At 65.1% G+C, this 21,070-nt stretch carries 16 protein-coding genes and 1 pseudogene; 9 read left to right on the plus strand and 8 right to left on the minus strand.

Going from position 1 to position 21,070, the window contains the following annotated elements; translation table 11 throughout:
* Nucleotides 1–29 precede the first annotated feature (29 nt).
* The 3 genes from cysS to ACL02S_RS17620 all read left to right on the plus strand — a co-directional run bounded on the left by cysS (nucleotide 30) and on the right by ACL02S_RS17620 (nucleotide 2,837).
* A complete protein-coding gene (cysS, locus tag ACL02S_RS17610) occupies nucleotides 30–1,436 on the plus strand; it encodes a cysteine--tRNA ligase (RefSeq protein WP_412803528.1) in 1,407 nt (468 codons plus the stop codon).
* On the plus strand, nucleotides 1,436–2,410 hold the full coding sequence (rlmB, locus tag ACL02S_RS17615) for a 23S rRNA (guanosine(2251)-2'-O)-methyltransferase RlmB (protein WP_412803529.1): 975 nt from the start codon (nucleotides 1,436–1,438) through the stop codon (nucleotides 2,408–2,410). The genes cysS and rlmB overlap by 1 nt, the downstream gene beginning before the upstream one ends.
* A 148-nt stretch (nucleotides 2,411–2,558) precedes the next feature.
* Nucleotides 2,559–2,837, plus strand: coding sequence for a DUF4190 domain-containing protein (locus ACL02S_RS17620; RefSeq protein WP_412803530.1), 279 nt, complete (start codon nucleotides 2,559–2,561; stop codon nucleotides 2,835–2,837).
* Here the strand turns inward: ACL02S_RS17620 and ACL02S_RS17625 are convergent.
* The 7 genes and pseudogenes from ACL02S_RS17625 to kstR all read right to left on the minus strand — a co-directional run bounded on the left by ACL02S_RS17625 (nucleotide 2,808) and on the right by kstR (nucleotide 11,568).
* Nucleotides 2,808–3,641, minus strand: a complete 834-nt coding sequence (locus ACL02S_RS17625; protein ID WP_412803531.1) for an enoyl-CoA hydratase/isomerase family protein — start codon at nucleotides 3,639–3,641, stop codon at nucleotides 2,808–2,810. The two genes, ACL02S_RS17620 and ACL02S_RS17625, sit on opposite strands and share 30 nt — an antisense overlap.
* Nucleotides 3,642–3,696: 55 nt before the next feature.
* Complete coding sequence (locus ACL02S_RS17630; RefSeq protein ID WP_412803633.1) at nucleotides 3,697–4,869, minus strand: acyl-CoA dehydrogenase family protein; 1,173 nt, start codon at nucleotides 4,867–4,869, stop codon at nucleotides 3,697–3,699.
* A 185-nt stretch (nucleotides 4,870–5,054) separates the two neighbouring features.
* Nucleotides 5,055–5,924: a metal ABC transporter permease gene (locus tag ACL02S_RS17635; RefSeq protein WP_412803532.1), complete on the minus strand. Its 870-nt coding sequence runs from the start codon at nucleotides 5,922–5,924 to the stop codon at nucleotides 5,055–5,057.
* 275 nt (nucleotides 5,925–6,199) lie between these two features.
* Nucleotides 6,200–7,027, minus strand: a pseudogene (locus ACL02S_RS17640) (metal ABC transporter ATP-binding protein); the annotation flags it as partial.
* A gap of 25 nt (nucleotides 7,028–7,052) precedes the next feature.
* Complete coding sequence (locus ACL02S_RS17645; RefSeq protein ID WP_412803533.1) at nucleotides 7,053–7,937, minus strand: metal ABC transporter solute-binding protein, Zn/Mn family; 885 nt, start codon at nucleotides 7,935–7,937, stop codon at nucleotides 7,053–7,055.
* Between the two features lie 153 nt (nucleotides 7,938–8,090).
* Entirely contained in the window at nucleotides 8,091–10,664 is a 2,574-nt protein-coding gene (otsB, locus tag ACL02S_RS17650; protein ID WP_412803534.1) for a trehalose-phosphatase, read from the minus strand.
* A 253-nt stretch (nucleotides 10,665–10,917) separates the two neighbouring features.
* On the minus strand, nucleotides 10,918–11,568 hold the full coding sequence (gene kstR / locus ACL02S_RS17655) for a cholesterol catabolism transcriptional regulator KstR (protein WP_412803535.1): 651 nt from the start codon (nucleotides 11,566–11,568) through the stop codon (nucleotides 10,918–10,920).
* 142 nt (nucleotides 11,569–11,710) lie between these two features.
* Between kstR and ACL02S_RS17660 the strand changes: the two genes are divergently transcribed.
* The 6 genes from ACL02S_RS17660 to ACL02S_RS17685 are packed head-to-tail and all read left to right on the plus strand — an operon-like array spanning nucleotide 11,711 to nucleotide 18,722.
* Complete coding sequence (locus ACL02S_RS17660) at nucleotides 11,711–13,873, plus strand: acyl-CoA dehydrogenase family protein (RefSeq protein ID WP_412803536.1); 2,163 nt, start codon at nucleotides 11,711–11,713, stop codon at nucleotides 13,871–13,873.
* Between the two features lie 25 nt (nucleotides 13,874–13,898).
* The gene (locus ACL02S_RS17665; protein WP_412803537.1) at nucleotides 13,899–14,963 is read left to right on the plus strand and encodes an acyl-CoA dehydrogenase family protein; all 1,065 of its coding nucleotides are present in this window, start codon (nucleotides 13,899–13,901) and stop codon (nucleotides 14,961–14,963) included.
* Nucleotides 14,948–16,162, plus strand: coding sequence for an acyl-CoA dehydrogenase family protein (locus tag ACL02S_RS17670; protein ID WP_412803538.1), 1,215 nt, complete (start codon nucleotides 14,948–14,950; stop codon nucleotides 16,160–16,162). The genes ACL02S_RS17665 and ACL02S_RS17670 overlap by 16 nt, the downstream gene beginning before the upstream one ends.
* An 18-nt stretch (nucleotides 16,163–16,180) precedes the next feature.
* Nucleotides 16,181–17,116: a bifunctional MaoC family dehydratase N-terminal/OB-fold nucleic acid binding domain-containing protein gene (locus tag ACL02S_RS17675; RefSeq protein ID WP_412803539.1), complete on the plus strand. Its 936-nt coding sequence runs from the start codon at nucleotides 16,181–16,183 to the stop codon at nucleotides 17,114–17,116.
* Entirely contained in the window at nucleotides 17,113–17,547 is a 435-nt protein-coding gene (locus ACL02S_RS17680) for a MaoC family dehydratase (RefSeq protein WP_412803540.1), read from the plus strand. The genes ACL02S_RS17675 and ACL02S_RS17680 overlap by 4 nt, the downstream gene beginning before the upstream one ends.
* Nucleotides 17,544–18,722, plus strand: a complete 1,179-nt coding sequence (locus ACL02S_RS17685) for a lipid-transfer protein (RefSeq protein ID WP_412803541.1) — start codon at nucleotides 17,544–17,546, stop codon at nucleotides 18,720–18,722. Before ACL02S_RS17680 ends, ACL02S_RS17685 begins: the two co-directional genes overlap by 4 nt.
* A gap of 26 nt (nucleotides 18,723–18,748) precedes the next feature.
* Here ACL02S_RS17685 and ACL02S_RS17690 read toward each other — a convergent pair whose 3' ends face one another.
* Complete coding sequence (locus tag ACL02S_RS17690) at nucleotides 18,749–20,488, minus strand: alkaline phosphatase D family protein (protein ID WP_412803542.1); 1,740 nt, start codon at nucleotides 20,486–20,488, stop codon at nucleotides 18,749–18,751.
* Nucleotides 20,489–21,070 lie beyond the last annotated feature (582 nt).

Below are 21,070 nucleotides of genomic sequence, written 5' to 3' on the forward strand. Positions count from 1 at the left end.
CCCTTGACCACCAGTTAGGATCGACTTCCGTGACTCTGCGCCTCTTCGACACCGATACGCGGACCATGCGTGATTTCGCACCCATGGTCCCCGGCCGTGCTTCGGTGTATCTGTGTGGCGCCACTGTGCAGGGGGAACCGCATATCGGCCATGTCCGTAGCGGAGTCGCGTTCGACGTACTACGACGCTGGTTGCTCGCGCACGACTACGATGTCTGGTTCATCCGCAATGTCACCGATATCGACGACAAGATCCTGACCAAAGCCGCCGAGGCGGGCAGGCCGTGGTGGGAGTGGGCCGCTACCCACGAGCGTGCTTTCGACCGCGCCTACGAACAGCTCGGCGTGCTGCCACCTTCCGCGGAGCCCCGCGCGACCGGTCATATCACCCAGATGATCGAGATGATGCAGCGGTTGATCGACCGCGGGCACGCCTACGCCTCGGCGGGCAATGTCTACTTCGATGTGGTCAGCTACCCAGAGTACGGAAAGCTCTCCGGTCACAAGATCGACGATGTGCACCAGGGTGAGAGCGCGGGCGAAGGCAAACGCGATCCACGGGATTTCACCCTGTGGAAGGCGGCCAAGCCGGATGAACCGCACTGGCCATCGCCCTGGGGCTCCGGCCGCCCCGGCTGGCATCTCGAATGCTCGGTGATGGCCGAGTTCTATCTCGGTGCGGAGTTCGATATCCATTGCGGTGGTATGGATTTGGTCTTCCCGCACCATGAGAACGAAATCGCCCAATCGAAGGCGTCCGGTGCGGGTTTCGCCAGGTACTGGTTGCATAACGGCTGGGTGACCTTGGGCGGGGACAAGATGTCCAAATCGCTGGGCAATGTGCTCTCGGTGCCTAATATGCTCACCCAGGTTCGCGCTGTCGAACTCCGTTTCTACCTTGGTAGTGCGCACTATCGATCGATGCTGGAGTACTCGGACAAGGCGCTCTTCGACGCAGCACAGTCCTACCAGCGCATCGAGGCTTTTGTGTATCGGGCGCTCGACCGGGCCGGTGATATTCCGGTGGGTAAATGGACCGACGGGTTCGCCGCTGCTCTCGATGACGATCTCGCCGTACCGAAGGCGCTGGCCGAAATTCATCGGGTAGTGCACGAGGGCAATAAGGCGCTGGAAGCCGAGGCCATCGACACCGCGCGTGATCTGGCCGGCCAGGTACGTGCCATGCTCGGCATTCTCGGTACCGACCCGCTCGACCCGCACTGGTGCGCGCAGGGAGACTCTTCGGCTGCGCTGGACGCCCTGGATGTGCTGGTGCACGCGGAACTGGACCGCCGCCAAGCGGCGCGGGAGGCGAAGGACTGGGCAACCGCCGACGCGGTACGCGCGCGGTTGCAGTCCGCTGGTATCGAGGTCACCGATACCGCCAATGGCCCAGGATGGGTACTCGGCGCACCACAAACCGGAAAGGCCAAGTGATGGCAGGAAATTCACAGCGTCGGGGCGCGGTGCGTAAGACTGGTAGCAAGAAGGGCGCTGTGGTCGGCTCCGGCGGTAAGCGCAGGCGTGGGCTGGAGGGCCGCGGTGCGACGCCACCTGCCGAGCAGCGGACCAAACATCCCGCCGCCAAACGGGCGGCCGCCAAAGCCAAGGCTACTCAGGGGCGTCCGTCCGGCGGTGGTCGGGGCAGGCCTGCGGGGCGTAAGAGCGATGACGGTCCGGAGTTGGTGCTCGGGCGTAACCCGGTGGTCGAATGTCTGCGTGCCGGTGTGCCCGCGACGGCGTTGTATGTCGCGGTCGGTACCGAGAACGACGATCGATTGACCGAGAGCGTGCGGATCGCCGCCGATACCGGCATCTCCATCCTGGAGGTGCCGCGCACCGATCTGGACCGGTTGAGCGCCAACGGATTGCATCAGGGCCTTGCGTTGCAGGTACCGCCGTATCGCTACGCCCATCCGGATGATCTGCTCGACCGGGCTCGCGATGCGGCGACGCCCGCGCTGCTGGTCGCGTTGGACAATATCTCCGATCCGCGCAACCTCGGCGCGGTGATCCGTTCGGTCGCGGCTTTCGGTGGGCACGGCGTGCTGATCCCGCAGCGGCGCAGCGCGAGTGTCACCGCGGTGGCCTGGCGCACCAGTGCTGGTGCCGCGGCTCGGCTTCCGGTCGCCCGCGCGACTAATCTGACTCGCACCTTGAAGGACTGGGCCGGGAAGGGTATTCAGGTCATCGGCTTGGACGCGGGTGGCGATACCTCCCTTGACACCTTGGACGGCCGCGATCCGATCGTGCTCGTGGTCGGTTCGGAGGGCAAGGGCTTGTCCCGCCTGGTGCGGGAGACCTGCGATGCGATCCTGTCCATTCCGATGGCGGGTCCGGTGGAATCACTCAACGCCTCGGTAGCCGCGGGCGTAGTGCTCTCGGAGATTGCCAGGCAGCGCCGGACGTGAGCGCCGTGCGGTAACCGGGCGATCTCGATCGCACCCTCGTTGCCGCTATGCCCGCCTAACGGGTTCGCCGCGCCGGAGCTTATCCGGCGCTTACCGGGCGACTGGCGAAATCCACGCAAAGACGGGAGTACCCAGTAGAATTCGGCTGGTGGTGATACCGAATCAGCCTATCGGTCAACCGGTCGAGCATCCGAATGCGACGGCGGTGCTGCTCCTCGGCGCGATCAGCATCCTCTGCTTCGGAATAACGGGGCCGGTGGCATGGGCGATGGGCAGGCGGGCGCTGGACCAGATCGAGAAATCCGGTGGTGCCTACGGTGGCCGTACCCAGGTGCTGGTCGGCTATGTCCTCGGCGTCATCGGCACCATTCTGATGATCTGTCTGGCCACGCTGTATCTACTCCTCCTGCTCCGAGGTGATGCCTGATCCCCTTGGTGGTTCTCGCTTTCCGGCGGCATCCCAGGCGGGCCATTCCGTGCTGACGCTACCGGACCAGTGCGGTTGTCTACGATCGCGAAACGCGGTCATGGCCTCACCGCAGTCGATGCTCTCGGCGACATCCTGATTGAGTTCGGTCTCCAGCCTGCCGACCACCTCCTGGCTCATCTCCAGCCCCGCCCACAGCAGCCGCTTGGACAATGCCACCGGCAGCGGGGCCGGACCAGTGGCGATATCCTGCGCGACGGCGAGCGCTATCGGCAGTACTTCGTCCGCGGGCAGGCAGCTATTGGCCAAGCCGAGCGCCTGTGCCTCCTCGCCATCGAAGGCCCGTCCGGTCAGCATGATGTCGGCCGCATTGGCCATGCCGATCAGCCGGGGGAGTAGCCAGTGGGCACAGCCGTCGGCCAGGACGCCACGGCGAACTTGGTTGAGCGCGTAGATCGCATCGCGCGCCATGTACCGCAGATCGCATTGCAGGGCAAGTGTCAGACCGATGCCTACCGCGTGTCCGTTCACCGCTGCGATCATCGGTTTGCGGACTCGCCATGGTGGCGGGTCGATGGTCGCGCTGACCGCACCGACCTGAGCGGACAGGTCCGCGCCCGCGCAGAACGCGGGCGGGGTACCGGTGAGAACCACGGCGCGGATGGTGTCTTCGGTATCGCAGCGCTGTAGTGCGGCGCTCAGTTCGGCGGCCAGCGCCGGGGTGAAGGCGTTCTGTCGCGCGGGTCGGTTGAGTGTGAGCACGGCGACCCCTGCGGAGACATCGATGTGCAGTTCCGGGCACATATCACAGGATGGTAGCCGACCGGGAGGGCCACCGGTTCGGTGCGGAGAATCTCGGCTATCCGCGTAAGACCTTGCGTCCGATCGCGTATTTGTGCACTTCAGTTGGCCCGTCGTAGAGCCGGAAGGCACGCATGTCACGGAAGATCATCTCGACCACCGTCTCGTCGCTGATGCCGATACCGCCGAGCACCTGCACGCACCGGTCGGCGACCTTGAACAGCTCTTCGGAGACGAACGATTTGGCCATCGAACTCTCATGCCGTGCCTGCTGGCCGTTATCCATCAGCCAGCATGCGTGCCAGATGGTGAGTCTGCACTGGTGCAGTGCTATCGCATTGTCCGCCAACATGAACGAAACGCCCTGGTGCTCACCGATCGGCTTGCCGAACGAGGTGCGGGTGCGCGCGTGTTCGATCGCGATGTGCTGTGCTCGCTCTGCCGCGCCGAGCCAGCGCATGCAATGGGTCAGGCGGGCGGGAGCCAGCCGGAGCTGAGCGTAGCGCAGCGCTTGACCTGCTTCACCGAGCAGTGCCGTCTTGGGTAGGAGCAGATTGTCGAAGCGGACCACCCCGTGTCCGGCGACGTAGTTGCGGTCCATAGTGTTCATCGTGCGTTCGATGACGATGCCGGGTTGGTCGCCATCGGTCAGAAACAACGTTGGGCCTTCGGGCAGATACGGATTGGCCGCGAGCCTGGCCATGATGATCCAGGTCTTCGCGCCGTTGGCACCGGTGATCAGCCATTTACGGCCGTTGATGCGGAAATTCGTGCCATCGAAGGTGGCTTCGGTGGCCAGCTGGGCCGGATCGGAACCGGCGCCGTCGGGCTCGGTCATGGCGAAGACCGAACGCTGCTGCCCGGCGATCACCGGGGCCAGATAACGCTGAACCTGTTCCTGATCGGCCACTTTGGACAGCAGGAACATATTCCCCTCATCGGGTGCCGCGCAGTTCATCGCGATCGGGCCGAGTGTGGACCAGCCCGCGGCCTCGTAGATCACCGCCTGCTCCAGGTGGGTCAGTCCGCGTCCGCCGAGCGATTCGGGCGCCTGCACGGTGAGTAGCTTCTCCGCGCGGGCGAGCTCGACCAGCTCTTGGCGCAGTTCATCGGTCGGGCCGTGCGTGGTAAGGCGCGGATCCCGTTCGTACGGGACGATTGTGTCGATGACGAATCGGCGGACTCGGTCGCGTTCGGCGGCGAGTTCGGCGGGAATCGCGAAGTCGATCATCGTGGTCACCATTTCTTCCTCGAGGCGATGCGTCGAGCATACGAAACTCACCGGAAAAAACTGAAGTCGGGTGCCATCAGAATGCGAACGCCACCCGAGCGCTGCTGCGGCTCATGGGTGGCGTTCGGTGGTAATGCGGTGTAGCAGTGCGGGTATTCGAGGCCACGCGGGCCGGGAGCACCCGCTCAGCGGACCTGTGCGGCCTTGCGGCGGCGGGCGCCGAGCACCCGGCAGATCAGGTAGATCAGGAACGAGATCGTGGTGACGAATGTCGAGACCGGCACACCGGGCGCCAGCGATAAGATGATGCCACCGACTGCGGCGATCTCGGCGAACAGCACGGCGAGCATGGTCGCCGTGGCGGGATTCGCGGTGAGCTGCGCCGCCGCTGCGGCCGGAGTGATCAGCAGGGCCAGCACCAATAGCGCCCCGACGATCTGCACCCCGAACGCGGCTGTGATGCCGAGCAGTACGGCGAACACTATCGACAGCATGCGCACCGGCACTCCGCGCGCTACGGCCACTTCGGGATCGGAGCTGGCGAACAGCAGCGGCCGGTAGACGAACGCGAGCACCGCCAGCACGCCTGCCGTACAGACGGCGAGCAGGCCGAGCCCGTTGTCACCGACGCTGACCACCTGTCCGGTCAACAGCGAGAACTTCGATCCGGCCCGATCGGGACCCAGCCACAGAAACAGCACAGAGAGCCCGAGCCCGAAGGAGAGCACCACCGCGATCACCGAGTCGCGTTCCCGCGCGCGGGTTCCCAACACCCCGAAGAGCACGGCCGCGACCACAGAGCCCGCGATGGCGCCGAGGCCGACTCCGATGCCTGCCAATAGTGCGGCGGCGGCTCCGGTCAGCGAAAGTTCGCTGGTGCCGTGCACGGCGAACGACATCTGCCTGCTGATGATCAGCGGGCCGATCACTCCGGACAGTAGTCCGAGCAATGCCGCGGCCAGCAGGGCTTGCTGGACGAAGTCGTAGGACAGCAGATTCGCGGTGGTCGAGACATCCAGCATCTTCGTGACGACATCGGAGAGTTTGTCGATCATGAGCGCACTCCGCTCGAATCCGAGGGCACGCTCGATGGGCAGGCGCTGTGGTTATGCCCGCCGTCGGTGCTCGGGTCCGCGGTGTTTCGAGGGGTATCGTGCGGTGCGGCGGCACCGGATGTCGAGTGGGCCGAGTCACTGCCGCTGTGCGTGGTGTCGCCGAGTGTCGAGTTCCCGGAGAGCAGGTCGCTCGCCGCCGCGGCACGGGCGGGCAGTGTTCCCTCCGGTGAGGAGACACCCTTGGCGAATCCGTCGCCCGCCGCGCCGTGGCAGTGCCCGCCCGCTGTGCCGAGCGCGTCCAGGGTGTCGCCGGTGCCGACAACCACCAGCCGCCCGCGTACCCGTACCACGTCCACCTCGGTCCGGTACAGCTCTGAGAGCACCGCGGAGGTCATCACCTCGTCCGGCGTCCCGATCCGGAACCGTCCGTCGACCAGGTACAGCACTCGATCCACCAGCGGCAGAATCGGATTGATCTCGTGCGTTACGAAAAGTACCGCGGTGGCATGGGTGCGCCGCCTGCGGTCGATCAGCTCGGCAACCAGGCGCTGATTAGCCAGGTCCAAGCTGAGCAGCGGTTCATCGCACAGCAGCACTTTCGGATCGCCTGCCAATGCCTGAGCCACCCGGAGCCGCTGCTGTTCGCCGCCGGACATGGATTCCAGTGGCGCGTGCGCGAAATGCTCCGCGCCGACATCCGCGATGGCCGCGGCCACCTTGCGTTTGCGTTCCGCGCGTGAGCGCAGTCCGAGCCCCCAACGATGTCCGTCGACACCGAGCCCGACCAGATCGATACCGCGTAACTGCACCCCGGCATCGATGGTCTTCTGTTGTGGCACATAGCCGATATCCGGATTGCCGGTGCGTGCGGGAGAACCCGCGATCCGCGCGGTGCCCGAACTCAACGGGAGCTGACCGAGCAGTACCTTCAGCAATGAGGTCTTACCCGACCCGTTCGGCCCGAGGACGGCGATGAATTCGCCTCTGGTGACGGTGAGGTTCAGTTCTTGCCAGAGGGTGCGGTCACCGAAGGACAGTCGAGCGGCTTCCAGTCGTACGGCAGCCGAGTCGTTATCGCGATCTGATTGCCGCTGCTGCGCCATTGGCTCGGTCTTTCTACTCATGTGCTCAGCTCACTGCGGCGGCGAAGGCCTGCGCGTTCGCTGTTTGCCACTGAAGGTAATCCATACCTTCGGGTATGGTTTCGGTCACTTCGACGATGGCGATGCCCGCGTCGCTGGCGATATCGCGCAGCTCCTCGGTGATCTTGTCACTGGTCTGCGCGTTGAAGACCAGTACGCGAACTCGTTTGTCGGTGAGCAGGTCTCTGGTGGCGGCGAAGGCCGCGGGCGCGGGGTCGGTCTCCTGCTCGATGGCTTCTTGGAACTCGTGCGGGGTCAGATCCTCGGCTCCGGCGGCGCGTAGCAGGTAATACGCGAGCGGTTCGGTCTGCAGCACCGGCGTTCCCGGCTGTTCGGCGGCGAGCTTGCCGGTGATCGCGGCGATATCGGTGAGCTGGTTTCGGAATGCCTGCGCGCGTTCGGTGTAGGCGGCGGCATGATCCGGGTCCAGTTCGCCGAGTTGGGTCGCGATTCGTTCGGCGACCACATCGACAGTGTTCATGTCGTACCAGACGTGCTCGTTATCGTCGCTCTTATCGGCCCGAACGGCGAATGCGTTCACGACGCGCGTGCTCGTGTCTGCCACTGCCTTCTCTGCGAACTCGTCATAGCCCCCGCCGTTGTAGACCACCAGGTCGGCGTCGCGCAGTGCGGCCGATTCCACGGCCGAGGTCTCATGTGAGTGCGGGTCGGCGTACCGATCGGTGATCAGCGCCCGGACGGTGGCATCGGGACCTGCGATGACGGTTGCGATATCGCCCCAGACATTGGTGGAGGCGACGACGATCGGCTTGCCGTCGTCGGGGGTCGAGCCGCCGCAGGCGGCGAGGGTTGTGGCGGAGGCGACCCACATGGCGATGCCTGCGCATCTTCGGGCGAATCGGGTTCTCATGTGGGGTACTCCTGGTGAAACTCTAGATAATGGAAATCGTTACCGTTTAACTTTAACAGGGGGCGTCAACCGGTATGACTTTGCGCCGGCGCCGGTTAGCGAATATGAAGGGCCCGCGAACGTTTCTCGTTCGCGGGCCCCGGGGTGGTGCCGTCAGACCAGTGCGGCTCCCACCGGCTGTCCGAGCAGCTGCGCGCAACGTAAGAGACCGAGGTGGCTGTAGGCCTGCGGATGGTTGCCGAGCGACCGTTCGGCAACCGGATCGTACTCTTCACTGAGCAGCCCGGTCGGGCCTGCGACATCGACCAGCTGGGCGAACAGCGCCTCGGCGTCCGAGCGCTTTCCGATCAACAGATACGCCTCGACCAGCCAGGCCGCGCACAGGTGGAATCCACCTTCGCCACCGGGCAGGCCGTCATCGTGGCGGTAGCGGTACACGGTGGAGCCGCTGCGCAACTCGGCCTCGGTCGCCACAACGGTCGCGGTGAAGCGCGGATCGGATGGATCGATCAGTCCGCTCAGCCCGATGTGCAGGGTCGCCGCGTCCAGGTCGGTGCCGTCGTAGGCCGCGGTGTAGGACTGCACCTCATCGTTCCAGCCCTTGGCCTTCACCTCGTCGGCGATGGTGTCGCGCAGTATCGCCCACGCCGGATCGACCTCCCGATCGAATTTCTGCGCCAAGGTCAACGCCCGGTCGACAGTGAGCCAGCCCATCACCTTCGAGTACACGTGATGGCGGGGGTTGCCGCGGATCTCCCAGATACCGTGATCGGGCTCTTGCCAGCGGCGCTGTACCGCCGAGACCATGGCGCGCACCAGCTCCCAGTCCGCGTCCGGCAGCACCTCCGCTGAGCCGGTGATCCCGCGCAGTTCCCTGGCATGGGCCAGAGCCGAGATGAGATCAACGATCGGACCGAAGACATCCAGCTGCACCTGCATATTCGCCGCATTGCCCACGCGCACCGGGCGGGAACCCGCGTAGCCGGGCAGCTGGTCGATCGATGCCTCCGGTGGCAGCGTCTCGCCGTACAGCGTATACAGCGGATGCAGGCGCTCTGGCCCTGGCAGTGTTTCCAGTACCCGGTGCACCCAGCCGAGGAAACCCTCGGCTTCGTCGAGCGAGCCGAGCGAGACCAGCGCCTGCGCGGTCAGCGCCGCATCACGCAGCCAGCAGTAGCGGTAGTCCCAGTTACGCACGCCGCCGATGTCCTCGGGTAGCGAGGTGGTGGCGGCGGCGAGGATCGAGCCGGAAGGCGCGTGTACCAGACCGCGCAGGGTCAGGGCGGAGCGCTTCATCAGATCCGGCTTCAGCGGCGGCAGCGCGAGCTGCGCGGCCCACTCCGACCAATAGCGCTCCGCCTCCTGCCTGCGCTGCGGCTCTTCGGTGGTGACGGGATCGAGATCGGTGGTGCCACAGCGTAATTCGAGCAAAATGGGTCCCCGGGAAGGGTCGACCACCGCTCGGGCGGACTCATGGATCCCGTCGAAGGCGATCTCCCACCGCACGCCGGGGGAGCGCAGGACGATCGGATCATTGGTGCCGTGCACCCGCAGCCCGTCACCCAGGGCTTCGATATTCACCGGAACCTGCCCGAACTCCGGACGCGGGGCGAAGGTGACCACTGCTTTCGCGTGGCCGGTGATCACCCGGGTCAGGTCGGTGCGGTTCGGGGCGACATCGTGGGGCAGGTAGTCGACAACCTGCAAACTGGCCCAACGGGTTTCGACGGTCATGGTGCCGTCGACATAACGTTGGGATAGTGGCAGGCCAGGGCGCTCCGGCTCGATGGTGAAGTGGCCGGCCTGCGTGCCGCCGAGTAGATGCGCGAACATCGCCGCGGAATCCGGCTCAGGATGGCACAGCCAGGTCACGGTCGCGTCCGGGGTCAGCAGTGCCACCGAGCGCGGGCTGGCCAGCATGGTCAGCCGTTCGATGCGTGGCGCGCTCGCGCCGGCAAGCCAGGTGCGGCGCTCTTCGAGCAGATATGCCAGTGCGCAGGACACGGCCTCGGTATTGTCCACCTGGAATTTGGCCAGGCTCTCACCATCGCCGACCTTGATGCCGACATCGGGTCCTGACAGCGCCCGGAAGGCCTTCTCGTCGGTGACGTCGTCGCCGAAGAACACCGCGGCCGATGCGCCCGTCTGGTGTCGAATGGTATCCAGTGCTACACCCTTGTCGGTTTGTACCACCGCCAGTTCGATGACAGCCTTGCCTTCGGTGACCTGTACGCCGAACCAGGATGCCGCGCCGAGCCGGACCTGGGTCAGTGCGCGGTGCCCGATCTCCGGGCTGGCATTGCGCACGTGCAACGCGACACTGGCCGGTTTGGTCTCGACCGAGACACCGGGATTGTCCGAGGCGATGTGATTCAGCGTCGACTGGATCTCGCGGAGCAACTGTTTGGCGTCATTGTCGATGGCATGGACGAAGCCGACGTCGAATTCCGAGCCATGGCTACCGATCAGTTGTACTTCGACCGGAAGCCGGGACAATGCCGCGAGATCCCGCAGTGCGCGCCCCGAGATCACGGCGGCGGTGGTTCCGGTCAGGCCGGCGAGCGCCCGTAAGGCACTCACCGATTCTCGATGGGGAAAGGCCTTGGCCGGGTCGGACACGATGGGCGCGAGTGTCCCGTCGTAGTCCGATGCGACCAGCAGCCGGGGTACGCGCGCGACCGTCGACAGTGCACGACGAAGTTCCAGTGGCAGATCCTGTGCGCTCACGCATCCAACCTAGTGATCGGAGGAGTTTTTTCCGGGGCGTGAAAAACAATACTGCGTCGAATTTGCCACACCGAAGCGTGCCGGTCCCGGTACGCGCTATAACGCGCGCACGGAACCGGCACCAGAAGGATCTGCCCAGCTAATGACAAGGGGATCGGAGCGGGTGAGCTTCGTCGCAAAACAGCCGATCCGCGCCGGATGGGCGTCGAATTCGCCGCGAATGTGTTGCCGATTCCGCCCGGATGAACCCGGCTTACTGGTTACGGTCGCCGAGTAGCAGGTCGACAGTGAGTTCGAGTCGTTGGGTGACATCGGTGGCCGAGGCACGCCGGGTCAGCCAGGCCACCAGGTTCGACAGCCACACATCGCTGATGACCCGCGCGATGGCCAATTGCCGTTCGGTGGGCTCGCCGTCGTTCATCGCCCGCGCGAACACCCGGTCCATCACCTTGCCGACGCGGTCGACCTCGGCGGCGGCGGAGGCATCGGCGAACATGAACGCGCGGGTCATGGCCTCGGTGAGCAGCGGGTCGCGCTGCATCATCCTGGTGATCTGAGTCAGCAGCAGGTGCATCCGTTCCTGTGGAGTCTGCCCGGCCAGTGGCCTGCGCTTGCTCTCGATCTGCTCGAATTCGCGGGACAGTGCCGACACCAGCAGGTGCACTTTCGAGGGGAAGTACCGGTACAACGTGCCGACCGCGACATCGGCGCGCTCGGCCACCGCGCGCATCTGGACCGCGTCGTAACCGCCCTTGGAGGCGAGAGCCAAAGTCGCGTCCAGAATCCGCTTGCGCCGCTCACGCTGCGCTGCCGAGCTCAGTTCGTCTTCACTGAGTGTGGTGACCGTTGCGGTGGATAGCCCCACGCTCGGGTCGGCTGGCTGCGAACGAGACGGGCTGGCCATCGATGAAAGTCCTTTCCAGAAAAATCGTTTCGTCTGCTGCGCGCGATGTGCCGTTGCGGCGATGGTCTCTTGACTTACGCCCGGCTAGGATATTAGAACATGTTCTAGGTGTGGGAGTCACGCCGGAAAGGCGGTATGGAGTGTGACCATCGCCACCACTGAAGAGCACAAAGCCGTTCAGGAGTCGATGCGCGGGTGGGCGGAATCGGTCCGCCCAATTGCAACAATGCGGGCCGACCAGGCCGGTTTTTGGCGGGCCTACTGGCAGGCATTGGCCCAACTCGGGGTCTTCCGCGTCGCGGTGGCCGAGGAGGCAGGCGGGGCGGGCGGCTCGGTTGCCGATCTCGCCGTCCTGCTCGAGCAAGCGGCGCACGATCTGGTCGGCGGTCCCGTGCTCGCGACGGCTCTGGCCAATCTGATCACCGCGGGACACCTCGACGAGGACCTGCCCTGCGGTGTCGCGCTCGACGGCATTGTCGATTCGCCGGTGAGCTTACCCGCGAGCGCCACCGCGGACGATGTGCTTGTGCTCACGGGTACCTGGGAATGGGTGCTCGGTGCCGCGCCTGGTACCGCCGTGCTGCTGCCGGTGCAGCTGGAGCAGGGGCAGCGCTGGTGCCTGATCCCGCCGGAGACCGAGGGGCTGCAGGTCCAGCCGCTCGCACCGCTCGACCCGAGTACGCCACTGGCCCGAGTGCACTGTGCGCAGCTGCGGGTGCCCGCCGAACTGGTGTTCACCGCGCCGCATGCCGCCGAGGATCTGCTCATCGCCTTGGTCGCCGCCGAACTGGCCGGTATCGCGGGGTGGTGTCTGGAGACCGCGGTCGCCTACGCCACGGTGCGGGAGCAGTTCGGACGCAAGATCGGATCATTCCAGGCGGTCAAGCACATCTGCGCCTGGATGTTGTGCCGCACCGAACTCATTCGCGCTGTCGCGGCCGACGCCGCGGCTGCCGTGGACGAAGGCGGCGCCGAATTGCCGATCGCCAGCGCGATCGCGGCCGCCATCGCGCTGGACGCGGCGGTCGAAACCGCGAAAGACTGCATCCAGGTGCTCGGCGGTATCGGCTTCACCTGGGAGCACGATGCGCATTTCTACCTGCGCAGAGCGCTGGCACTGCGGCAGCTGCTCGGTGGTTCGGCGCGCTGGCGGGCCAGGGTCACCGAGTTGACCCGCCAGGGCCTGCGGCGCACTACCGGCGCCGATCGAGTCTTCGCCGCCGACGGGGTGGCCGCGGTGGACGGTGACAGTACGCACGGCCTTGCGGCCGAGCTCGCCGGGATCGCCGCGCTACCTGCGGGACAGCAGCGTGCCGCGCTAGTCGAGGCAGGGCTGGTCATGCCGCATTGGCCCCGGCCCTATGGCCGCGCCGCGGACCCGATGACCGGTCTGGTGATCGCCGAGGAGTTACGCCGCGCCGGGCTCACGGTGCCGGATCTGACCATCGGTGGTTGGGCGATCCCCACGCTGCTGCACCATGGCACCAAGGAACAGATCGACCGTTTCGCTTGGCCGACGCTGCACGGTGAGGTGCTCTGGTGCCAGCTGTTCAGCGAACCGGAGGCGGGCTCGGATCTGGCCGCCTTGCGCACTACCGCGAAGAAGGTGGACGGCGGCTGGGTGCTGCGCGGGCAGAAAGTGTGGACTTCTCTGGGCGATCAGGCGAATTGGGCGATATGCCTGGCTCGTACCGATCCCAGCCTGCCTAAACATCGCGGTATCACCTACTTCCTCGTCGATATGCGCAGTGCCGGACTCGAGGTCCGCCCGCTGGTGCAGATCACCGGTGAGGCGCGTTTCAGCGAAGTTTTCCTCGACGATGTGTTCGTCCCGGACGACTGTGTGGTCGGCGAGGTGAACAACGGCTGGCGGATCGCCCGTTCCACCCTGTCCGCCGAGCGGATAGCGATGAGTGGCAGTGGTATCGGACCGACGCTGGAGGAACTGATCGCGAAAACGCCCGCGACCGGCCCCGGTGCGGAACTGCGCAACGACCGGCTCGGCGGTTTCGTCGCCGAAGCGATCGCCGGGCTTTTGCTCGAACAACGGGCCACGCTGAAAATGCTGGCCGGCGGTGATCCCGGTGCGCAGAGCAGTGTGCGCAAGCTGATCGGGGTGCGGCATCGGCAAGCGGTCGCGGAATTCGCCGTGGAGACCGCGGGAGCAGCAGGCGCGACTGATACCGAGGTGGCGAAGGAGTTCTTGCTCACCCGCTGCCTCTCGATCGCTGGTGGAACCGAACAGATTCTGCTCACCGTCGCCGGTGAGCGGATTCTGGGGCTACCTCGCGACACGGACAACTAGCCACCGAGACGACGCGGAGAAGAGCGTGGATTTCACCAGGGACGAGGGCCAGGACGCGGTGGCCGAAGTCGTCGTGAGCTTGCTGGAGCGCGAGCCCGCACGCGATATGCGGCTGTGGCCGCTGCTGGCCGACTCCGGCCTGCTTGCCCTGCCGGTACCTCAGCAACACGGCGGCGACGGTATGGGGTTGCCCGAGGTATCGGTATTGCTCACCGAGCTGGCGATGGACGCGGTCGCGGTGCCTGCCCTGCCCACGCTCGGCTTCGGTGTGCTGCCTTTGGTCGCCTCAGCACCGGAGAGCGTCCTGGCCAGGGTGCTGCCAGAGGTCGCGGCTGGCGCGGTGCTCACGGCCGCATTGAGCGAGCCCGCGGCGCCGTTCACCGATAAACCGGAGACCACCGCGGTCACCAGCGGCACAACGGTACGGGTGCACGGAAGCAAGGTGGCGGTGCCCTATGCCGAGCAGGCACGCTGGCTGCTCGTACCGACCAATTCCGGTATCGCTCTGGTCGATTCGGATGCCGATGGGGTCACCGTGACACCAACGCCGGTCTCCGGCGGCATTCCCGAATGCACCGTGACACTGGACCAGGTGGAGATTCCCGCCGAACAGCTCTGGTCCTCGGGACTCGCTGATCTGCACCGGATCGCGCTCGCCTCGATCGGTTCCGTGGCCGACGGACTGCTCACCGGTGCGATCGTCCTGACCGCCGAGCACCTGCGCACCCGCAATCAGTTCGGCAGGCCATTGGCACAGTTCCAGGCGGTAGCCCAGCAGATCGCTGATCTGTATGTCGTTTCGCGCACCCTGCATGTCGTCACTGCCTCGGCGAACTGGGCTCTCGCTCAGGAGGATTCGAGTCAGAAACACCGCGAGCGCATCGATGACGATCTGGATGTCCTCGCCTACACCATTGCCGCCGAACTGCCCGCCGCCATGCAGAAATGTCACCACCTGCACGGCGGTCTCGGTGTCGATATCACCCACCCGATGCATCGCTACTACGCGCAGGCCAAGGATATTGCCCGCTGGCTCGGCGGGGCATCGTTCCGACTCGATCGATTGGGAGCACGATGTTCATCGATCTGACCACTGAACAGTGCCGACTGCGCGACGAACTGCGCAAATACTTCGCCGATCTCGTGACTCCGCAGGAGGAGGCCGAGATGGCGGAGAACCGGCACGGCGAGGCGTACCGCGCGGTAGTGCGGCGGATGGGACGTGACGGCTGGCTCGGTCTCGGCTGGCCGAAGGAATACGGCGGGCAGGGCTTGGGGCCGGTCGAGCAGCAGATCTTCTTCAATGAAGCAGTACGCGCCGATGTCCCGCTTCCGCTGGTCACCCTGCTGACTGTCGGCCCGACGCTGCAGCAGTTCGGCACCGAGGAACAGAAGCAGCGGTTCCTGCCAGGAATCCTTTCCGGTGATATCCACTTCGCGATCGGTTATTCCGAACCAGAGGCGGGCACCGATCTGGCGGCGTTGCGCACTTCGGCGGTCCGCGATGAGTCCGGGGACTGGATCGTCAACGGGCAGAAGATTTTCACTACGGGCGCGCATGAAGCCGACTATGTCTGGCTGGCCTGCCGCACCGGATCGACCGAGTCACGCCACCGGGGGATCACGATCCTGATCGTCGACACCACCGCGGCCGGGTACTCGTGGACGCCGATCATCACCTGCGACGGCGCGCACCACACCAACGCGACCTATTTCGACAATGTGCGGGTGCCCGCGTCCATGCTGGTCGGCACGGAGAACAAGGGGTGGAAGCTGATCACGACGCAGCTCAACCACGAGCGGGTGAGCCTTGGTCCGTCCGGCAAGATCGAACAGCTCTACGACCGGGCGCGGGACTGGGCGCAGGCACACGGTGTGCTCGGGCATCCCGATGTGCGCCGGACACTCGGTCGTATCCACGCCATGGTCCGGCTGAACGAACTGTTGAATTGGCAGGTGGCCGCGGGTGCGGCGGGACCGGGGGCGCGTAGCTCCGTATGGTCGCGTTCCGCGCAGGCCGCCGCCGCGGACGACCAGTCCCAGGTGATCGCCGACGCCTCGGCCACCAAGGTTTTCTCCACCGAAGCGCTGCAAGAGGCAGGCAGGCTCGCCGAGGAGATCGTCGGCCGTTACGGCGACCCAGCCGACCCGGCCACCGGTGAACTGCTGACCTGGTTGGACCGCAGGACCAAGCAGAACCTCGTGGTCACTTTCGGTGGCGGCGTCAACGAGGTGATGCGCGAGCTGGTCGCCTCCTCCGGCCTCCGGCTGCCCCGAGTACCCCGATAGCGAACGAAGGAGTCCGGCATGCCGGAAACCGCTACTCCGGAAGCGATCATCGCCGCGGCTGAGGCAATACAGGCGGCAGGTGAGTCCACGCCCCGTTTCGGACGTGATCCGGTGAACCAGCCGATGATCAACAATTGGCTCGAAGCGCTCGGCAACACCAACCCCATCTACGTGGATGCGGAGGCGGCCCGCGCCGCCGGACATCCCGGCGTGGTCGCACCGCCTGCTATGGCCCAGGTATGGACCATGTTCGGGCTCAGGGGCTCCCGCCCCGACGACGATCCGATGGGGGCGGCCATCCAGATGCTCGACGCCGCGGGGTACACCTCCGTAGTCGGCACCGATTGCCAGCAGACCTATCACCGTTATCTCCAGATCGGCGAAGAGGTTTCGGCCACGAGCAGATTGTCGGATCTGCGCGGACCGAAACAGACCGCGCTCGGCGAGGGCTGGTTCGTCACCTTTCAGACCACCTGGCGGGCCGGTGACGAAGTAGTCGCCGAAATGCTGTTCCGGCTGCTGAAGTTCGCCCCTGGTACTGCGAAGCCGAAACCTGATCCAGGGCAGCGGGTCACCCCGCTGATCTCGAGGGACACCGAGTTCTTCTGGGCCGGAACCGAAGTCGGTGAGCTACGCATCCAGCGGCTGCCGGACGGATCATTGCGGCACCCGCCCATCCCGGCCATCTGGCAGGACAAATCGAAGCCGACCGATTACGTCGTCGCGACCGGGCGCGGCACCGTGTTCAGTTACGTCGTACACCACGCGCCGAAGGTGCCTGGGCGGCAGCTGCCGTTCGTGGTCGCGCTGGTCGAATTGGAGGAGGGCGTGCGCATGCTCGGAGAGCTGCGGGGGATAGATCCCGCCGAAGTGCGGGTGGGCCTGCCGGTCGAAGTCGGTTTCGAGCGGCTCGACGATGCGGCGATCCTGCCGTACTGGCAGGTGACCACATGACCGCCACCATCGAGCCTGCGGCCGTCCGGGTCGGCACCGTGCTACCGGAGCTGGTGATCACCGCCGATCCCACATTCGTGGTCAGCAGTGCCCTTGCCACAAGAGATTTCCAGGATGTGCACCACGACAGGGACAAAGCTGTCGCACAAGGCTCCAAAGACATCTTCGTCAACATCCTCACCGACACCGGTTTGGTGGAGCGGTTCGTCACCGACTGGGCAGGCCCACGCGCGATCATGAAGTCCATCGCGCTGCGGCTTGGCGTGCCGTTGTACGCCGGAGACACGCTGACGCTCACCGGCACGGTGACCGCGCTGGAAGGCGAGGACATCCACCTCGATGTGATCGGCACAGACAGCCTCGGTGACCACATCAAGGCCACAGTCGTCCTCGCCTTGCCGAGGACCGAGCACAGAGCGGAGGGACGATGACCGAGCAGAGCATTTCCCGGCGCGCGGCCATCGCGGGTATCGGCGCCACCGATTTCTCCAAGGACTCCGGCCGCAGTGAACTGCGACTGGCCGCCGAGGCGGTGACCGCCGCGCTGGCCGATGCGGGCCTGACCCCAGCCGATGTGGACGGCCTCACCACATTCACCATGGACACCAACACCCAGGCCGCCGTGGCCAGGGCGGTCGGCATCCCACAGCTGACCTTCTTCAGCCATATCGGCTACGGCGGTGGCGCCGCCTGCGCCACCGTGCAACAGGCCGCTATGGCGGTAGCCACCGGCATCGCCGAGGTGGTCGTGGCCTACCGGGCATTCAACGAACGTTCGGTATCCCGGTTCGGCCAGTTCTCCACGGCCCTGGCCGCCGCGCCCACCTCCTCTGGTATCGACGCCGGTTGGTCCTACCCGCAAGGGCTCGGCACCCCCGCCGCGCAGGTGGCGATGGTCGCCAGACGCTATATGCACGTCTACGGGGCCACCAGCGCGGACTTCGGACGGGTCGCGGTCGCCGACCGCAGACACGCCGCGGTCAACCCGGCAGCGTTCTTCTACGGCAAACCGATCACCCTGGAAGAGCACCAGAATTCCCGCTGGATCGCCGAGCCGCTGCATCTGCTGGATTGCTGCCAGGAGTCCGATGGCGGTGTCGCGATCGTGGTCACCAGTGCGGAGCGCGCCCGCGATCTGCCGCAGCGTCCCGCCGTGATCGCCGCGGCCGCACAGGGTTCCGGCGCCGATCAGTACGTGATGACCAGCTACTACCGCGACGCCATGACCGGTCTACCGGAGATGGGCCTGGTCGGTGATCAGCTCTGGGCGCAAAGCGGGCTGCGGCCGGAGGATATGCAGGCAGCCATCCTCTACGACCATTTCACGCCCTTCGTCCTCATGCAGCTGGAGGAGCTCGGCTTCTGTGGTCGCGGCGAGGCGAAGGATTTCATTGCCGATGGCGCCATCGAGGTCGGCGGTCGGCTACCGCTGAACACTCATGGCGGACAGCTCGGGGAGGCCTATATCCACGGGATGAACGGTATCGCCGAAGCTGTTCGGCAGATTCGCGGTACCTCGGTCAACCCGGTGGAGGACCTGGAGAACATCCTGGTCACCGCAGGTACCGGGGTGCCGACCTCCGGGCTCGTGCTCTCCGCTTCCTGATAGTGAAACGGTAGCCCCGGTTCGCGTTATAGGCGGTTTATGGTGGCTTCTCGGGTCGGAACGTGGAACGAAGCCCCTGTTGTCACTCCAGCATTCGGATCCAGCTTGTCGACGTGGCGGAAATGGAAGCGCATGTCATCGGCCGTCGCTTCCAGGACGCCGTAACCGTGCGCGACCATGTCGATATACCGAAGGTGCGGATTTCGCGAGAGCCGCTGTTGTTCCTCGGCACGCGCGCCTGCCTTAGCGTCGCTACTGCCGAGATTCGTATAGCCACCGTCGCCGGTGTTCGTTGATGTCACCGAAGGCACGACGAACTCGACCCCCGCCCGTCTGGTGCCGCCTGGATTCACCTGGGCGCCGCTCGCGGTTCCCTTGGCGAAGCCGGTATCCCATAGTTCTCCGGCGAACCCATCGTGATCGTCACCGGTGACCACGACGAAGTTGTCGACCTTCTCCGCGACCGTGGACAACAGCTCTGCGCGCTCGGCGCCGTACCCGTCCCAGGTATCCATCCAGGCCCGAGCGCCGTCATCGGCGACAACCATGCCCATCATCATGTTGGCGTTGGCCATCACCTTCCACCGAGCGTCGGTTCTCGTCAATCCGCTCAGCAACCAATCCTTCTGAGCGGCACCGAGAACCGACCTACCTGGAGTGTCGGCATCGTCGCACACGACATGCCCCGTGAAGTTGTCGCCGCATCCTTGGACATCGCGATACTGCCTGGCGTCCTGCGCGAACAGTTCGACAGTGCGACCGATGCGCAACGATCGATAAGTACGCCACCGATCGTCGGCGAAGCGGGGAACGGGCATGTGCTCGAACCACGACTGCCATGCCCACTGCTTCTTCTGCTGGAAATCGAACGCCGTGTCCACATCGGAGACGACTGGGAACGTCCAGCCGTTCTTCCAGTAATTGTTACGGAACTCGTGGTCATCCCAGATCGGCAGGAAGGCGTGGCCTGCGTGCATGGATCGCAGATCGGCGTCACTCCGATAGTGCCGATACTTCTCCCGCATCTGCTCGAGCACCTGGGGATAGACATTGGCATCGACGCCACGGACACCTGGTTTGGTGAACTCATAGACGTAGTCGCCCAGACATACGACCAGGTCGAGGTCCTCATCGGCCAGGTGGCGATGAGCGGCGTAGTAGCCTTCTTCGAAACCTTGGCAGGTGAACCAGCCGATGCGGACCGTTTCGTTCGAGTCCGCGGGCCGCAAGGTCTTGAACCTGCCGATCGGGGACTCACCGCCACGGCCGCGGAACTGATAGAAGTACATCTCGCCGGGGCGCAATCCGGAGACCTCGAAATGGACCGTGTTATCGCTGTTCCCGTGAACCACAACGGTCTCGGCGACTACAGGATCCGAGAGGTCTTCCCTGGTCGACACAATGATCGCAAGCGTGCCGTCGGGCCCGGAGCCGCCGGCACTGCCGGAAGCCGAACCGCTGGCACTGCCGGAATCGGCAGGGTATGCCAGGCCGGGAGCGTCGGTGACCCGAGTCCACAGTGTCGCGCCGTCGGTGCGAGGGACGCCAGCCATGACTCCATTGTCGAACTCGGGGTTCCGCAGGAGATCGCCTGCCGCATCCGGCGCCTGCCGCAGCAAGGGGCTCGCCACCGCGGTCGGTGTCGCCAGTGCTGCGCCTGCGAGCACACTCGCACTTACCAGAAAGGAACGCCGGCCGAGCTGGGTGTCGGAAAGCACTGGTGAGGAGTTCTTCGTCGACGTCGTCCGGCCATTTCGAAAGATCATACGCAGACGGTAGCAGGTATGAAACGATATCATTTCCGATTGAATCGAAATTGGCGGAGCAGGGGCAATGAGATGATCTCACCCACTGTCATGCGAATCGCCCGTGTTCGAATTGGGTGAGGATAAGTGCGGCTTTGTCCGAAGGCGTTGCCATGCAACGAGAAAATGCGTCCGACGTTTCTTCTCCGCTGTGACCGATGGGGCATCCGAGGCGAATTCCTGACATTCGAAGCCTTGGTAGAGCGCTCGCATGATGTCCTCCATCCGTCTGGACACCGAAGTCGGTATCGACCTCAGGCCGACGATGTTCGCTGCCCGAATGCCTGGCGCAAGCAAGTGCCGCCGCGCAGCTCACCGATGTGAGCGCCGCTCGCGCCGTGTCCGTTCCATAACACCCGAAAATCAGCGTATCGAAACATATCTCGGTTGTTCGGGATGTCAGAGAACGAATTCACCTCAGTCCTGGTGTAACCACTGTCACTTATCTGTGCAGCAGCCCCGGAGGTTCAGTGGGATGTGGAGTCGTAGACAACTTCCCCTTTGTCATCCCATCTCTTCCTCCACCGCGCATCGCCTTGATTG

The organism is Nocardia spongicola (assembly GCF_047200775.1).
Classification (GTDB): domain Bacteria; phylum Actinomycetota; class Actinomycetes; order Mycobacteriales; family Mycobacteriaceae; genus Nocardia.

Coding starts and splice junctions, on each gene's coding strand:
- rlmB (WP_412803529.1), top strand. CDS start 1,436: ATGGCAGGAAATTCACAGCGTCGGGGCGCGGTGCGTAAGACTGGTAGC.
- ACL02S_RS17685 (WP_412803541.1), top strand. CDS start 17,544: ATGACCGAGCAGAGCATTTCCCGGCGCGCGGCCATCGCGGGTATCGGC.
- ACL02S_RS17630 (WP_412803633.1), bottom strand. CDS start 4,869: ATGATCGACTTCGCGATTCCCGCCGAACTCGCCGCCGAACGCGACCGA.
- ACL02S_RS17670 (WP_412803538.1), top strand. CDS start 14,948: ATGTTCATCGATCTGACCACTGAACAGTGCCGACTGCGCGACGAACTG.
- kstR (WP_412803535.1), bottom strand. CDS start 11,568: ATGGCCAGCCCGTCTCGTTCGCAGCCAGCCGACCCGAGCGTGGGGCTA.
- ACL02S_RS17635 (WP_412803532.1), bottom strand. CDS start 5,924: ATGATCGACAAACTCTCCGATGTCGTCACGAAGATGCTGGATGTCTCG.
- ACL02S_RS17680 (WP_412803540.1), top strand. CDS start 17,113: ATGACCGCCACCATCGAGCCTGCGGCCGTCCGGGTCGGCACCGTGCTA.
- ACL02S_RS17690 (WP_412803542.1), bottom strand. CDS start 20,488: ATGATCTTTCGAAATGGCCGGACGACGTCGACGAAGAACTCCTCACCA.
- ACL02S_RS17625 (WP_412803531.1), bottom strand. CDS start 3,641: ATGTGCCCGGAACTGCACATCGATGTCTCCGCAGGGGTCGCCGTGCTC.
- ACL02S_RS17645 (WP_412803533.1), bottom strand. CDS start 7,937: ATGAGAACCCGATTCGCCCGAAGATGCGCAGGCATCGCCATGTGGGTC.
- ACL02S_RS17675 (WP_412803539.1), top strand. CDS start 16,181: ATGCCGGAAACCGCTACTCCGGAAGCGATCATCGCCGCGGCTGAGGCA.